Source organism: Phyllobacterium sp. MT110 (assembly GCF_058792715.1).
In genome coordinates, this window is record NZ_JBXAFE010000003.1 from 536,012 (window position 1) to 549,757 (window position 13,746).

13 protein-coding genes are annotated in these 13,746 nt (G+C 60.1%); 2 read left to right on the plus strand and 11 right to left on the minus strand.

The window, feature by feature from the left end:
- Positions 1 to 67: 67 nt before the first annotated feature.
- Positions 68 to 538, plus strand: a complete 471-nt coding sequence (soxR, locus tag AC1Q5O_RS17600) for a redox-sensitive transcriptional activator SoxR (protein WP_464664546.1) — start codon at positions 68 to 70, stop codon at positions 536 to 538.
- A gap of 58 nt (positions 539 to 596) precedes the next feature.
- Here soxR and AC1Q5O_RS17605 read toward each other — a convergent pair whose 3' ends face one another.
- The 6 genes from AC1Q5O_RS17605 to AC1Q5O_RS17630 all read right to left on the minus strand — a co-directional run bounded on the left by AC1Q5O_RS17605 (position 597) and on the right by AC1Q5O_RS17630 (position 6,783).
- Entirely contained in the window at positions 597 to 1,736 is a 1,140-nt protein-coding gene (locus AC1Q5O_RS17605; protein WP_492564668.1) for a Gfo/Idh/MocA family protein, read from the minus strand.
- Positions 1,737 to 1,750: 14 nt separating this feature from the next.
- Complete coding sequence (locus AC1Q5O_RS17610; RefSeq protein ID WP_492564669.1) at positions 1,751 to 2,497, minus strand: sugar phosphate isomerase/epimerase family protein; 747 nt, start codon at positions 2,495 to 2,497, stop codon at positions 1,751 to 1,753.
- 22 nt (positions 2,498 to 2,519) lie between these two features.
- Positions 2,520 to 3,620, minus strand: coding sequence for an ABC transporter ATP-binding protein (locus AC1Q5O_RS17615; RefSeq protein WP_492564671.1), 1,101 nt, complete (start codon positions 3,618 to 3,620; stop codon positions 2,520 to 2,522).
- Positions 3,621 to 3,670: 50 nt separating this feature from the next.
- Entirely contained in the window at positions 3,671 to 4,567 is an 897-nt protein-coding gene (locus AC1Q5O_RS17620; RefSeq protein ID WP_403182564.1) for a carbohydrate ABC transporter permease, read from the minus strand.
- Positions 4,568 to 4,569: 2 nt separating this feature from the next.
- The gene (locus AC1Q5O_RS17625; RefSeq protein WP_492564673.1) at positions 4,570 to 5,463 is read right to left on the minus strand and encodes a carbohydrate ABC transporter permease; all 894 of its coding nucleotides are present in this window, start codon (positions 5,461 to 5,463) and stop codon (positions 4,570 to 4,572) included.
- Positions 5,464 to 5,538: 75 nt separating this feature from the next.
- Positions 5,539 to 6,783 (minus strand): ABC transporter substrate-binding protein, encoded by a 1,245-nt coding sequence (locus tag AC1Q5O_RS17630; protein WP_492564675.1) that lies wholly within the window; start codon positions 6,781 to 6,783, stop codon positions 5,539 to 5,541.
- Positions 6,784 to 7,133: 350 nt separating this feature from the next.
- Between AC1Q5O_RS17630 and AC1Q5O_RS17635 the strand changes: the two genes are divergently transcribed.
- The gene (locus AC1Q5O_RS17635) at positions 7,134 to 8,180 is read left to right on the plus strand and encodes a LacI family transcriptional regulator (protein ID WP_223614869.1); all 1,047 of its coding nucleotides are present in this window, start codon (positions 7,134 to 7,136) and stop codon (positions 8,178 to 8,180) included.
- Between the two features lie 12 nt (positions 8,181 to 8,192).
- On the opposite strand, the gene AC1Q5O_RS17640 is transcribed toward AC1Q5O_RS17635, so the two are convergent.
- The 5 genes from AC1Q5O_RS17640 to AC1Q5O_RS17660 are packed head-to-tail and all read right to left on the minus strand — an operon-like array spanning position 8,193 to position 13,577.
- Positions 8,193 to 8,960, minus strand: a complete 768-nt coding sequence (locus AC1Q5O_RS17640; RefSeq protein WP_492564678.1) for an SDR family NAD(P)-dependent oxidoreductase — start codon at positions 8,958 to 8,960, stop codon at positions 8,193 to 8,195.
- Positions 8,961 to 8,994: 34 nt separating this feature from the next.
- Positions 8,995 to 9,852: a PCC domain-containing protein gene (locus AC1Q5O_RS17645; RefSeq protein ID WP_492564680.1), complete on the minus strand. Its 858-nt coding sequence runs from the start codon at positions 9,850 to 9,852 to the stop codon at positions 8,995 to 8,997.
- Entirely contained in the window at positions 9,845 to 10,648 is an 804-nt protein-coding gene (locus AC1Q5O_RS17650) for an SDR family NAD(P)-dependent oxidoreductase (RefSeq protein WP_492564682.1), read from the minus strand. The genes AC1Q5O_RS17645 and AC1Q5O_RS17650 overlap by 8 nt, the downstream gene beginning before the upstream one ends.
- Positions 10,648 to 12,549: a TRAP transporter large permease gene (locus AC1Q5O_RS17655; protein WP_492564683.1), complete on the minus strand. Its 1,902-nt coding sequence runs from the start codon at positions 12,547 to 12,549 to the stop codon at positions 10,648 to 10,650. Before AC1Q5O_RS17655 ends, AC1Q5O_RS17650 begins: the two co-directional genes overlap by 1 nt.
- Before the next feature lie 11 nt (positions 12,550 to 12,560).
- Positions 12,561 to 13,577: a TRAP transporter substrate-binding protein gene (locus tag AC1Q5O_RS17660; protein ID WP_492564685.1), complete on the minus strand. Its 1,017-nt coding sequence runs from the start codon at positions 13,575 to 13,577 to the stop codon at positions 12,561 to 12,563.
- Positions 13,578 to 13,746: the final 169 nt, after the last annotated feature.

Below are 13,746 nucleotides of genomic sequence, written 5' to 3' on the forward strand. Positions count from 1 at the left end.
GCAAGTTTTACAAAGTTTGCGGAGACCACTATAAACCTGAAGTAATGTTAAGGTATGGATTGAGCGGATGACAATCAAACCAAGTGAGCGGCACAGGCAGTTGACGGTGGGGGAAGTGGCGGCACGCAGCGGCGTGGCGGTTTCGACGCTGCATTTCTACGAGAGCAAGGGCCTTATTCACAGCGAACGCAACCGTGGCAACCAGCGCCGCTACTCGCGCGAGGTTCTGCGGCGTGTTGCCATCATCAAGGTGGCGCAACGGACGGGCATACCACTGGCATCGATTGCCGAAGCCCTGTCGACCCTGCCGCAGGGACGGGCTCCGACGCCCGCGGACTGGCGGCGGCTCTCGGCTGGCTGGAAGGCGGATCTGGATGACCGGATCAACAAACTGATCGGCCTGCGCGATCAGTTGAACTGCTGTATTGGGTGTGGTTGCCTGTCAATGCAGGAATGCCCCTTGCGCAACCCCTGGGATGAGCTGTCCGAGCAGGGACCGGGGCCGCGATTGCTGGATCCAGCACCAAGCGCCGATTAAAGCACGGGCCGGGCCCCTCTGCCGCACGGGGCAGAGGGGGTGAACAGCCTTGGGAGGCTTATTTCTTCCTCAGCAGGGATTTGGCTTCCTTGATCCCAAGTGCTTCGGGGCGGGTACAGCTGGTCTTGATGTCGATGAACTTCCTTTCTTCGCCGGAGCGCAGGATTGAAACCATGACATCGACACCGTGCAGCGCCCGGTCGATGGAGCAGCGGATATCGCGGCCCTCGAGAATCGCTGCCGCCATGTCTGCAAGCCCGGCCGTGCGGTAATTGGCCATCATGCCGACGGAATGCTTCTGGTTGGGAATGCCGAAAGGATGCGCCCAGTTTTTCAGTGATTTCGCCTTCTTGCCCGGCTTGGCCAGTTTGACATCGCCGCCGAAGAAATTCGGATCGGGCAGGAACAGCGAGCCATCCGTGCCGTAGAGCTCCATGTTCGGGTGATGATGCGCCCAGACATCCCAGCTTGCCGACAGTGTGATGGAGGCGCCGCTGGCAAATTCAAGCAGGGCCTGAATGGTGGTCGGTGTCGTCACCGCGATGGTTTCACCCCTGCGCGGTTCGCTGGTGATGGTGCGGGTCGGTGTAGCCATCGATGTCAAGGCGGCCACCCGCTTCACCGGTCCGATCAGGTTGATGAGATTGGCGATGTAGTACGGGCCGAGGTCAAGGATCGGGCCGCCGCCCGGACGGAAGAAGAAGTCCGGATTGGGATGCCAGTGCTCCATGCCGTGGCTCATGACGTGGGCGGTTCCCGATGTGATCGTGCCGATCTGGCCGTCATCCACCGCTTTGCGCGCCAGCTGATGCGCACCGCCCAGATAGGTGTCCGGCGCGCAGCCGGCTTTCAACCCCTTCTTGTTGGCGAGTTTTTGCAACTCAAGGCCATCCTTGAGCGACAGGGTCAGCGGCTTCTCCGAATAGAGATGCTTGCCGGCCGACAGGATCTGGTGCGAGACGGCAAAGTGCGCGTCCGGCACCGTCAGATTGACGATAAGGTCGACGTCATCGCTTGCAAGCAGCTTGTCGATGCTGCGTGCCTCGATGCCGAATTCCTTGGCGCGCGCTTCCGCCGCCTTCTTGTTGAGGTCAGCGACGGCCCGGATTTCGATGCCCTTGAACAGGGGCCCGAGCCTCAGATAGGTGGCGGAAATGTTGCCGGCGCCGATGATGCCAATACCAAGTGTTTTTGCCATGATGCTGTCTTTCTTCAGAATGCCTTGACCGTGGCGATGGAACGGCGGGCAAACCGTTCGTCATCCGACGGGTTGTCGTGTTCCATGACGAAATATCGGGCCGGTGTGCCCTTCAGCGCTGTAAAGAGTGCTTTCCAGTCGACCGTGCCGTAACCGACATCCGCCCAGCCGTCTTCATTGGTGTTTTCGCCAGCCGGTGCGATGTCCTTGACGTGAACGGCGCTGATGCGGGAGCCGTAATCCCCGATCCACTGGAACGGGTCCGCGCCGCCGCGGATGATCCAGGCGATATCCGCTTCCCAGGAAATGCTCGGCGCGGCATCGAGGATGAGCTTCTGCGGGATCGAGCCGTCAGCCAGTGCCTTGAACTCGAAATCATGATTGTGCCAGCCAAAGAGATACCCTGCCTTGCGGTAGGTTGCATGAGCCGCCTCAAGCCGCTTGCCGAAATCCGACCAGCCGGACGCATTCGATGGACGTTGCTCGACGGCCAGATGCGGGCAATAGATGGCTTTCATGCCCAGCGTTCCGGCAATATCCAGCACCTTGTTCGGCTCGTTTTCCAGGAGGTCGATACTGAAATGGCCTGATGCCATGGTGAGGCCATGGGCATCGAGCGCGGTCCGGGTTGCCGCTGCATCCGCGTAAAGCCCGCCATAGCCTTCCACCTGCACATAACCATTCTTCTGCAGGATCGGAAGAATTCTATCGAGCGGGGGAAAGTTGCGGGAACTGTAGAGCTGGTAGGAAAAGTCAGTCACGGTCAGTACTCCATAAGGTTTGTCAGATGCGGTCTTCAGTCTGGGAGTCAAAAAGCGAGGCGAGGGCTGGATCGAAGGTGAGGTGCACGGTTTCGCCGTTCTGGTAGCGGCGGCCGGAATCCACGCGCACCGACACGGCTTTGCCGGCGACTTTCAGCCAGACAAGGCTGTCGGCGCCCATGGGCTCGTCGAGATCGACGGTCGCCTTGCATGAGCGGCCTGCCGGGCCGGGCTGATCGCTGAGCGCAATGTGCTCGGGACGCAGGCCGAAAATGACGGACCGCCCGATCTGCAGAGATTCTTGTGCCACGTAGTTTTCCAGGGAGATATCGAGGTCGGCGATACGGAAGACGGGTTTGCCGTCCTTCTCTGCAATCTCGCCCTTGATGAAATTCATCGACGGCGAGCCGATGAAACTGGCGACGAACAGGTTGCGCGGCTTGTTGTAGATGGTGAGCGGTTCGTCCAGCTGCTGGATCAATCCGCCCTTCATGACGGCGATACGGTCCGCCAGCGTCAGGGCCTCGATCTGGTCGTGGGTGACGTAAATCATGGTATTGGCGAGCTTCTGGTGCAGGCGTTTGATCTCGACACGCAGCTCCGAGCGCAGCTTGGCATCCAGATTGGACAGGGGCTCGTCGAACAGGAATACGTCGACGTCGCGCACCAGGGCACGGCCGATGGCGACGCGCTGGCGCTGGCCGCCGGAAAGCGCGCCGGGCTTGCGTTGCAGGAGCGGCCCGATCTGCAGAATATCCGCCGCATTGGTGATCCGCTTGTCGATCTCCGCCTTGGGCAGGCCCGCTACCCGCAGGCCGAAGGAAAGGTTTTTCTCGACCGTCATCTGCGGATAGAGCGCATAGGACTGGAACACCATGCCGATGCCGCGATCTTTCGGCTCCTTCCACGTGACGTTCTTGTCCTTGATGAAAATCTGCCCGTCCGAGATTTCAAGCAATCCAGCGATGCAGTTGAGCAAGGTCGATTTTCCGCAGCCCGATGGTCCGAGCAGCACGAGAAACTCGCCATCGGCCACGTCGATATTGAGCTCCTTGAGCACGCTCACCGAACCGTAGTTGAGCGAAAGATCCTTGATCGAAACGCTGGGGCTCTGCTGGGTCATACCGATCCGCTCCCGTGAAACTGTTGTAGAAAGATTGGCTGCATCCGCGATCATCCTTTGACGGCGCCAGCGGCAATGCCCCTGACGAAATATTTGCCTGAGAAGAAGTAGACGAGCAGCGGCACCAGGCCGGTGAGGATGGTGGCTGCCATGTTGACGTTGTATTCCTTGACGCCCTGCGTCGAGTTGACGATGTTGTTGAGCTGCACCGTCATCGGCACGTTTTTCGTGCCGGCAAAGACGACACCGAAGAGGAAGTCATTCCAGATTCCGGTGACCTGCAGGATGATCGCGACGACAAAGATCGGCGCGGACATCGGCACCATGATCTGGAAGAAGATGCGCCAGAAACCCGCCCCGTCGACGCGGGCCGCCTTGAAGAGTTCCGCCGGCAGCGAGGCGAAGTAGTTGCGGAACAGCAGTGTCAGGATCGGCATGCCGAAGATGGTATGGATCACGATGACGCCGGTCAGCGTTCCGAAGATGCCGAGATTGCGGGTGATGATCACGAGCGGATACAGCATCACCTGATAGGGAATGAAGGCGCCGAACAGGAGGATGCTGAAAAACACCTCCGAACCCTTGAAGCGCCAGTTGGCCAGGGCATAGCCATTGACCGATGCGATGAGGATCGAAGCGATGACGCTCGGTATGGTGATCTTCACCGAATTCATGAACCCGACCTTCAGGCCCTCGCAGTAGAGGCCGGTACAGGCGCTGTCCCAGGCTGTGCTCCACGACTGGAAAGTGATTTCCACGGGCGGCGAGAAGATATTGCCGAGACGGATTTCCGGCATGCCCTTCAGCGAAGTGACGATCATCACGTAGAGCGGCAGCAGGTAGTAGATCGCCGCCACCAGCAGGACGCCATAGATCATGATTGTCGACGGCGCGAAGGTCGTCGTGGGACGTTTGCCGCGCGGTTCGGCGGCGGTCTGGCTTGCCATGGTCATTTGCGTTTGCCCTCGCGGAATTCCATCAAAGCCCAGGGAATGAGGACGATGAGAACGGTGGTCAGCATGATGGTGGACGCGGCAAGGCCCTGTCCGAGATTGGCGCGACGGAACATGAATTCGTAGACATATTTGGCCGGTACTTCGCTGGCATTGCCGGGGCCGCCATCGGTCAGGGCGACGACGAGGTCGTAGACGCGGACAATACCGGCGGCGATCAGGACAATGGTGGTGATGAAGACGGGGCGCATCATCGGAATGATGATGAAGAGATAGGTTTTCCAGATCGGGATGCCGTCAACCCGCGCGGCCTTCCAGATTTCCTCGTCGATGTTGCGCAGGCCTGCCAGCATCAGCGCCATGACAAGGCCGGTACCGTGCCAGAGGCCGGCAATGACGATGGCATAAATGGCGTAGCGCTGGTCGTTGAGGATCGAGAAGGTGAAGCTTTCAAAGCCGAGATCCCGCACTACCCGCTGGATGCCGTAGGTCGGCGTGAGTATCCATTGCCAGACGAGCCCCGTGACGATGAACGAGAGGGCATAGGGATAGAGAAAGATGGTGCGGAACGTGTTCTCGAAGCGGATTTTCTGGTCCATCAGCGCCGCGAGAATGAAGCCGATGACCGATGAAAAGAACAGCAGGAAGACGCCGAAGATCGCAAGGTTGACAGCGGAGATATTCCAGCGCGGCGTGTTGAAGAGGCGGGTATACTGGTCGAACCCGACGAATGTCAGCTCCGGCAATGCCCGCGAGGCGGTGAAGGAATAAACGACAGTCCACAGCGTGCAGCCGATGAAGACCACCAGAACGGTTGCAATCATCGGCAGGGCCGCAACCTTGGCGTTCAGGTTCTTGAACAATGTGTTGGGACGCGCGGTGGAACTCATGGCGTTCTCCGTCAACTCTTGGCACGGCCGCCAATCGCTTGCGCGACCGGCGGGGTGCCAGGAGGAAGGTCGGTTCTACTGGGCTTGCTTGATGATAGCGACGAAGCGCGCCTGCGCGTCATCGACGGACATATGGGCGTCGGCGAAGAACTCCTTGGTCAGATCCTCGATCTGCCCCTTGGTGTCCGCGGTCAGGTTCTGGTTCAGCGACGGCAGGATGTTTTCCGGCTCTTTCAGAATCTCGATGCCCTTTTTCATGCAGGCATTGGCGGCTTCCAGATCGACATCGCCGCGCACCGGCAGCGAGCCCTTGGCCAGATTGAAGGCAACCTGCGTTTCCCTGGAAAGAAGCAGGCTCGCCAGCTTCAGCTGCGCCTTGGTCACCTCGGGGTTCTGGTTCTTGGGGAAGTAGAAGGCATCGCCGCCCGTGTCGAGAATGGCGTTGCCGCCCAGCCCGGGCAGGCAGTCATAATCGGTTCCGGCGACCTTTTTCGCCACGCCGAACTCACCTTGCGCCCAGTCGCCCATCACCTGTGCCCCGGCCTTGCCGGTCATGACGAGCGTGGTTGCCTCGTTCCAGGAGCGGCCGACATAGCCGGGATCGACCAGGCTGCGGGCCTGTGCGTACGCTTCCCACACCGCCTTCATTTCCGGACCGGCGGCGGCTTCGGCATTCTTGTCCTGATAGACCTTCAGGAACAGGTCCTTGCCGCCGAGCGAGGGGATCATGACGTTGAAAATACCGGTGACCTGCCAGGCATCGCCGGTGGCGAGCGGGATGATGCCCTTTTCCTTCAGCTTGGGCGCCGCTGCAACAAATTCCTGCCAGTTCGCTGGAACAGGCAGACCCGCATCCTTGAAGGTATTGGGATTGATCCACATCCACTGCCATGAATGGATGTTAACCGGCACGCAATAAATCTTGCCGTCATATTTGCAGGCATCGAGCAGTTTTGCGGGGCGGATGAAATCGGCCCAGCCTTCCTTGGCCGCAAGTTCCGAAAGGTCGGTCATCATTCCGGCCTTGACCAGATCTTCCGCGTCGCGGCCCGTATTGAGCTGGGTTGCGCCCATAGGGTTGCCGCCCAGGATGCGGCTGACGATGATCGGGGTTGCCGTCGAGCCGCTGCCGGCAATCGCGCCGTCAACCCATTTGTCGCCGCCCTGTTTGTCAAAGGATTCCGCAAGGACCCTGGCCGCAGCCGCTTCGCCGCCCGATGTCCACCAATGGGTGACTTCAAGGTCCACGGCGCCGGCCATGCCGGTCGTCCATAACAATGTGGATGCAGCCAAAATGGCCAGAGATGTCCGGTAACGCATCCTATCCTCCCAAATCTGAAACGTTACAGGTACGGTAATTGAAAACTTTGAATGAGGCAATCAGGCGCATCCGATTTTTTTCGGTCATCGACATAATCCATAGGGCCGATAAATATATGCAATAAAAACAGATAATTATGCTAATTTCTGTCACATACGCAGCCTTTGGATTTTCGAAATTTTCTCGAAATAAGGGAGATATCAATCTAATCACTTGGTCTAATAGGCATGGATGTTCCTTCAATTTTCACAGAATCTGAAACGATACAGAAAGTTGCAGAAGGTATCTTGAAGATCGCTCTTCGCGGGTCCATACAGGAGGCAGGTTTCGGTTAACCGGTTGAATTGACATGAACGACAAGCAGCATCACCCTGACGACGGGGAAAAAGTGGCGGCTCTCGCGGACGGCGAGAGGCCGACGCTGAAAACCATCGCGTTCATGGCCGGGCTCGGGGTGACGACCGTTTCACGCGCGCTCAAGGATGCGCCGGAAATCGGGCAGGCAACCAAGACCCGGGTGCAGCTGATCGCCAAGCAGATCGGCTACAGGCCCAATCGCGCGGGTGTGCGCCTGCGGACCGGCAAGACGAATGTGATCAGTCTGGTGCTCAATGCGCAGAGCGAGATCATGGGGCTGACCTCCAATCTCGTCTACGGTATTTCCGAAGTCCTGGCTGAAACGCCTTACCATCTCATCGTGACGCCATACTCGCCCGAGAACGATCCGATGCAGCCCATCCGCTACATCATTGAAACCGGATCGGCTGACGGGATCATCATGTCCCAGACCCAGCCGTCCGATCCGCGCGTGCGTTATCTGACGGATCATCACTTTCCCTTCGCCACGCACGGGCGGACGCGAATGGGTATCGAGCATCCGTTCCACGATTTCGACAATGAAGCCTATGCCTATGCAGCGGTGAAAAGCCTGGTTGAGCGCGGCCGCCGCCGGATCGCCATGGTTGCCGGGCCGGGCCCGGCCCATACCTACTACTGGCATCTCGACGATGGTTTCAGGCGGGGCCTGCAGGAAAGCGGGGCAGTGCCCGTTATGCTCGACCATTGGAACGGCAGCATTTCATTGGACGATGTGCGCAACCGGACGGAAATGTTCATGCGCCAGCCCAATCCGCCGGATGGCATCATCTGCTGCACCGGCGGCCTGACCGTCGCTGTTGTCGCGGGCATCGAGGCAACGGGCATGAAACTTGGCCGGGACATCGATCTGGTGTCGAAGCAGACGACGCATTTCCTGCAATGGTTCCGCCCGGAAATCATTGTGTTCAACGAAGACGTGCGGCATGCCGGGCGCGAACTTGCCCGGGCCGTGTTGCGGCGCATCGAAGGAGCGGACCCGACGCAGTTGCAGAGCCTGAGCTACCCGGAGGCGGAGTAAGCCAGCGGTTTGCTAGCCGATGAGGCCACCGGCCGTGAAGCCGCCGTCGACAGCAAGCGTTTGGCCCGTCACATAGCTTGAACGGTTTTCGTCGAGCAGAAAGGCGATCGTGCTGGCGATTTCCTCCGGCTGGCCGTAACGCCGCTGCGGCACTGTTTTGCTCCAGCCCTCGCGTATTTCAGGCGTATGCACGGCGGCGGCCAGGGGTGTTTCAACCGGGCCGGGCGCAATGGCATTGACGCGGATGTTATAGGGTGCAAGCTCGACCGCCATCACTTGGGTCAGATTGATGATCGCCCCCTTTGACGCACCGTAGGCTGCCCGCCCGATATTGCCGCGCATGCCGGAGATCGAGGCGAGATTGACGATGGCCCCGCCGCCGCTTGCCGCCATGATGCGCGCACCGGCCTGCGTGACCAGAAATGTGCCGATGACGTTGATCTCATGGATCTGCCGGAACATGTCCGCCGTGGTATCGAAGAATGGTGTATCGCGGCCGATCCCCGCCGAACAGACAATCCCCCTGATCGGACCGAACCCTGCTTCCGTCTCCGCCATGAGTGCCTCGACCGCGTGCTCGTCGGTGACATCGAACTGGGCAAAGCGGATGCGGCCGGGATGGGCCTTGCCGAGGTCTGCCTTCACCGTTTCCTTCACGTCGCGATCAGCAACGACAATCTTCCAGCCGTCGCCGGCCAGGGCATGGACCGTCGCAAGGCCTATCCCCGATGCACCGCCGGTGACAAGGGCGGTGCGCTCGCCGCTATCGAATGTCGTCATGACGTGGTCCTCTCTGTTGCGGAAGAAGAGGTGGTCAGGCCTCTTCCAGACACAGTTCAAAGGTGATGCAGACGGGATTGTCGCCGCGCACCAGATCGCCGCGGGTGATGCCGCCTCCGGTATCGACCATGGTGATCTCTATGCGGGTCCTGCTGGTATCTGCCGAAACAAACCCGCCGGTGATGAACACTTCCGTCGCGATATCCTCGACGCGGCGGCCATCGGCGTATCGGGCGCCGATCAGGCTGCCGACGCCGCCACGCAGATACGCCCCGGCAAAACCATGCTTGCGGCAGATCGCCTCGAGCGCGCCGGTGATGTCTTCGTTCGGGCGGACGCGGGCGATGACTGTCCGCGGACCGGCGTCATCGGCCGCAGGTGCGCTGACCGGCACGGGATGGAAAATGGTGAATGCCGTTTCCGCATCCGGCTCCGACACCATGCGGATGGTCTCGACACCCCACACCGCGGCGCGGATCGGCCGGCTGACGATTGTCTCGTGCGGCAGGATGTGGCCGGCGCAACGCCTGCCATCCGGCTCAATCCAGGTGGCGTGGCAATGGATGAAGGCTGCGCCGTCGCGCTCGCCGAACGTGACATTGCCATGTTCCATCACGGTTTCGCCTGCCGGTGCGAAGGTGTCGCTGTACCACGCCGCATGAAGACCATCGGTCGAGAGTGCCGGCATGAGATAATGGAATGGAGCAAAAGCGCCGCCTTCGATGACAAGCGATGCGGCGCGCAGATTGGCGGCGGCCAGCGGGATGGCAATGGCGTCGTTGAGGCTGAGACCCGGCTGGAGCTCAAAGCTGAATGTACGCCCGGTGCCGACGAAACTCTCGAACCGTTCCGCCGCCGCCGGGCCGGGTTGCTGCAACCGGCGCTCAGGCACCGACCACCGCCGAACAACTCTGTCCGCCATCGACGGGCAGGCAGACCCCGGTAATGAATTTTGCTTCGTTGGAGGCAAGAAAGACGGCGGCATTGGCGACATCGAACGCGCTGCCCATCTGACCCAGCGGAACAAGGCGATTGCGCGCGGCAACCATCTCTTCGCTCGATATGTAGTTGCCGGAAATCTGCTTGTAGATCAGTGGTGTATCGATCATGCCGGGCATGATGCAATTGGCGCGGATGCCGTGCGGTGCGTATTGCAGGGCAAGCGCCACGGTCGCCTGGTTGACCGCGCCCTTGGCTGCGTAATAGGCGAAATAGGGGTAGCCGGTCCAGCGGATGGCCGCCAGCGACGAAATATTGACGATTGCCCCGGAGTTGCGCGCCTTCATGTGCGGCAGGACGGCCTTGGCGGTGCGGAACACCGAGCCGACATTGATATCGAGCGACATCCGGAATTTTTCGTCATCGAGGTCTTCCGGTCCGCCCGCTGTGGCGACGCCGACATTGTTGTGCAGAATATCGATCCGGCCATAGCGCTCGATCGTGGCGTCCACGGCCTCTGTGACGGAAGCGCTGCTGGTGACATCCGACGTAACCGCCAAGGCGGAAAAGCCTTCCGCCGCAATGATTGCTGCCGTTTCCTCGGCGGCTTCCTGTTGCAGGTCGATGCAAACGACGGTTGCACCTTCCCGCGCGTAGGCGACGGCGGCAGCCTTGCCGTTGCTCCATCCGGGGCCGGACGAGCCTGCCCCGAAAACCATAGCGATTTTATCTTTCAGTCGTTCAGTCATCAAAGGAAGCCAATCGAAATCCACGGGACGGCAGCCACGAGAATGATGCCGAGAATAAGGGCGGCGAGATAGCCCCAGATGGGCCGCATGCCCTCGTCGGGATTGACTCGGCCGATGGCGCAGGCCGCATAATAGCCGACGCCGAAGGGCGGGGCGAAAAGGCCGATGCCCATCGAAAGGATCACGACCATGGCGTAGTGCACCTCATGCACGCCCACCTGCCGGGCAATGGGAAACAGCAGCGGGCCGAAAAGCACGATGGCGGGTATGCCTTCCAGAACGCTGCCGAGAATGATGAACGCGACAATCGAAACGGCAAGGAATGTGATGGGGCCGCCGGGCAGCCCCGTCATGGCGGCGGCAAGTTCGCGCGAGAAGCCAGACTGCGTCAATGCCCAGGCCATGCCGGTTGCCGCGCCGATGATCAGCAGGATGGCGCCGGAAAGCGAGGCGGTATCCACCAGCATCGGCTTCAGCCGTGCCCAGTCGAATTGCCTGTAGATGAAAAGCCCCGCCACGATGGAGTAGACAATGCCGATGGTCGATACTTCCGTTGCCGTCGCCACACCCTCGACGACGGAAGCACGGATGATGAAGGGAAGCGCCAGGGCAGGCAGGGCGATGACAAAAGCCCGACCGATCTGCCGTCCGGTGGCGCGCGTGACATGCGACAGGTCCTCATGGCGATAGCGCCGCCAGACGACGAAACACAGCATCACAGCCAGGACAACGCCGGGGAGCAGGCCGCCGGTGAACAGCGCCGCAATGGACACGCCGGTGACCGAGCCGATGGTGATGAGCACGAGGCTGGGCGGAATGGTCTCCGTCTGCGCGCCGGTGGCGGAGAGCAGGGCAACCAGATCACCCGGCTTGGCACCGCGTGCCTTCATTTCCGGGAAGAGCACCGGCGCGACGGCGGCCATGTCGGCGGCCTTGGCGCCCGATATGCCGGAAACCAGATACATCGCGCCGATCAGCACGTAGGACAGGCCGCCGCGCACATGCCCCAAGAGGCTTGCCAGGAACTGCACCATGGCACGTGCCATGCCGGTCATTTCGATGAGCACGCCGAGAAACACAAAGAGCGGCACGGCGAGGAGAATGAGGTGCGACATGCCTTCATCCATGCGTCCGATGACCACGATCATCGGCACATTCGTCGTCAAAGCGAGATAGCCGAAGGTGGCAAGACCGAAGGAAAAGGCGATGGGAACGCCGCTGAGAACGAGGGCTGCGACGACACCGACGAAGAAGATCAGCAGATTGATGTTGCCCAGCGGCTTCAGGGAAGGTCCGAGCAGCCAGAAGACAAGCGTCAGCACGCCGATAAGGGCAATCGCCGTCACGACATGCCGCAGGTTCGACACCTGAAAGAGTTTGATGAGCGCCGAGACGATCATCAGTCCGGCACCGACGGGCAATGCCGCCGCGCGCCATGCATTGGTTATCTCCAGGGCCGGCGTGGTGATGTAGGTTTCTTCGTGGGCATAGTCATAGGCGGGGTAGACGATGAACAGGAGAAATGCCATTGCGCCAACAATGGCGATGACGTCGAAAAACGCCCGGCGCTGCGGGTTCATCATGCCGACCAGCGCCGTCATGCGCATGTGCTCGCCGCGCCGGAATGCCACCACGGCACCCAACATGGCGAGCCACAGGAACAGGATCGATGCCAGTTCATCCGACCAGATCAGCGGTTGGTGTACGACATAGCGGGCGATGATGCCGGCAAACAGGATGACCACCTCGGCAACAACGAGGATTGCCACGGGAAACTCGACGAGATGGCCAAGCAGCCGGTCGAGTTTCGATGCGATGGAGTGGTCATTGCGGGGCGGGGGAGAAAGCATGCTTTCGCCCTCCGCCGCCACGGCGCCTTCGGTCAGTCTGAGCCCTGCCATCGGGTTCGCCCCTATGCCAGCTGGCCGACGACTTTTTCCAGAAGACCCCAGGCCTCCTCGCCATACTTGCCCTTCCATTCGGAATAGAAGCCTGCCTTGCGCAGGGCATCGCGGAAGGGCACGGGATCCGGCGTGTTGAATTCAAGACCCTTGGTTTTCAGGTCGGCCTGCAGGGTTTCGGTGAGCTTGGCCACATCGTCGCGTTCGGCAAGGCCGGCGGCGTTGATATGCTTGGCAACGACGGACCTGATATCGTCGGGCAAGGCTTCCCAGGCACGGCGGTTCGACAGGAACCAGAAGCCGTCCCACATATGGCTGGTCATGGAGCAGTATTTCTGCACTTCATAGAGCTTGGCCGTCGAGATGATGGCGAGCGGATTTTCCTGCCCCTCGACAACTTTGGTCTGCAGCGAGGAATACACCTCGTTGAAGTTGATGCTGGCGGGGGATGACTGGAAAGCGGTGAACATGGATGTCCACAACGGGCTGACCGGAACACGGATCTTGAAGTTCTTCAGATCATCCGGTGTGGTGATCGGCTTGGTGCTCGACGTAATGTGGCGGAAGCCGTTGTCCCAGATATTCTCCATGGCGACGAGATTGGATTTCTCGATCTGCTTGCGCACATGGGCGCCGAGATCGCCATCCATCGCCTTCCAGACGGTGGCGCTGTCGGGGAAGGCAAAGCCGATGCCATTGATCGATGCGGCCGGAACAAGGGTCGACAGGATCAGACCGGACAGCGTGAAGAATTCCACCGCGCCGGAACGCAGCTGGCTGAGCGTATCCGTGTCGGAACCGAGCTGGCTCGACGGGAAGATCGACAGTTCGAAGCGTCCGCCGGTTTCCGCCTTGATCTTGTCGGCGGCTTCCTGCGCCCGGATGTTCATCGGATGAGACACCGGCAGGTTGTTGGCGTATTTATAGGAAAATTCGGCGGCATGGGCCGGACGCCGCATGATGAAGGGGCTGGCAACGAGCGTTGCAGCGGTGCCGGCCAGGACCTGGCGGCGTGACAGATTGTTCATGTGATTTCCTCCCGAACAGCATGGCGCATTCCCCTGGAACTCATTGAACGAAGCAACCTCCATCGCATCGGTTCAAATCATAGGTCCATATTATAGAATGCAATTCCTCCTTGAATTGGATAAAACCATAAACAAATGCTGGCATCTTGCAATATTTTTTATGCCATAG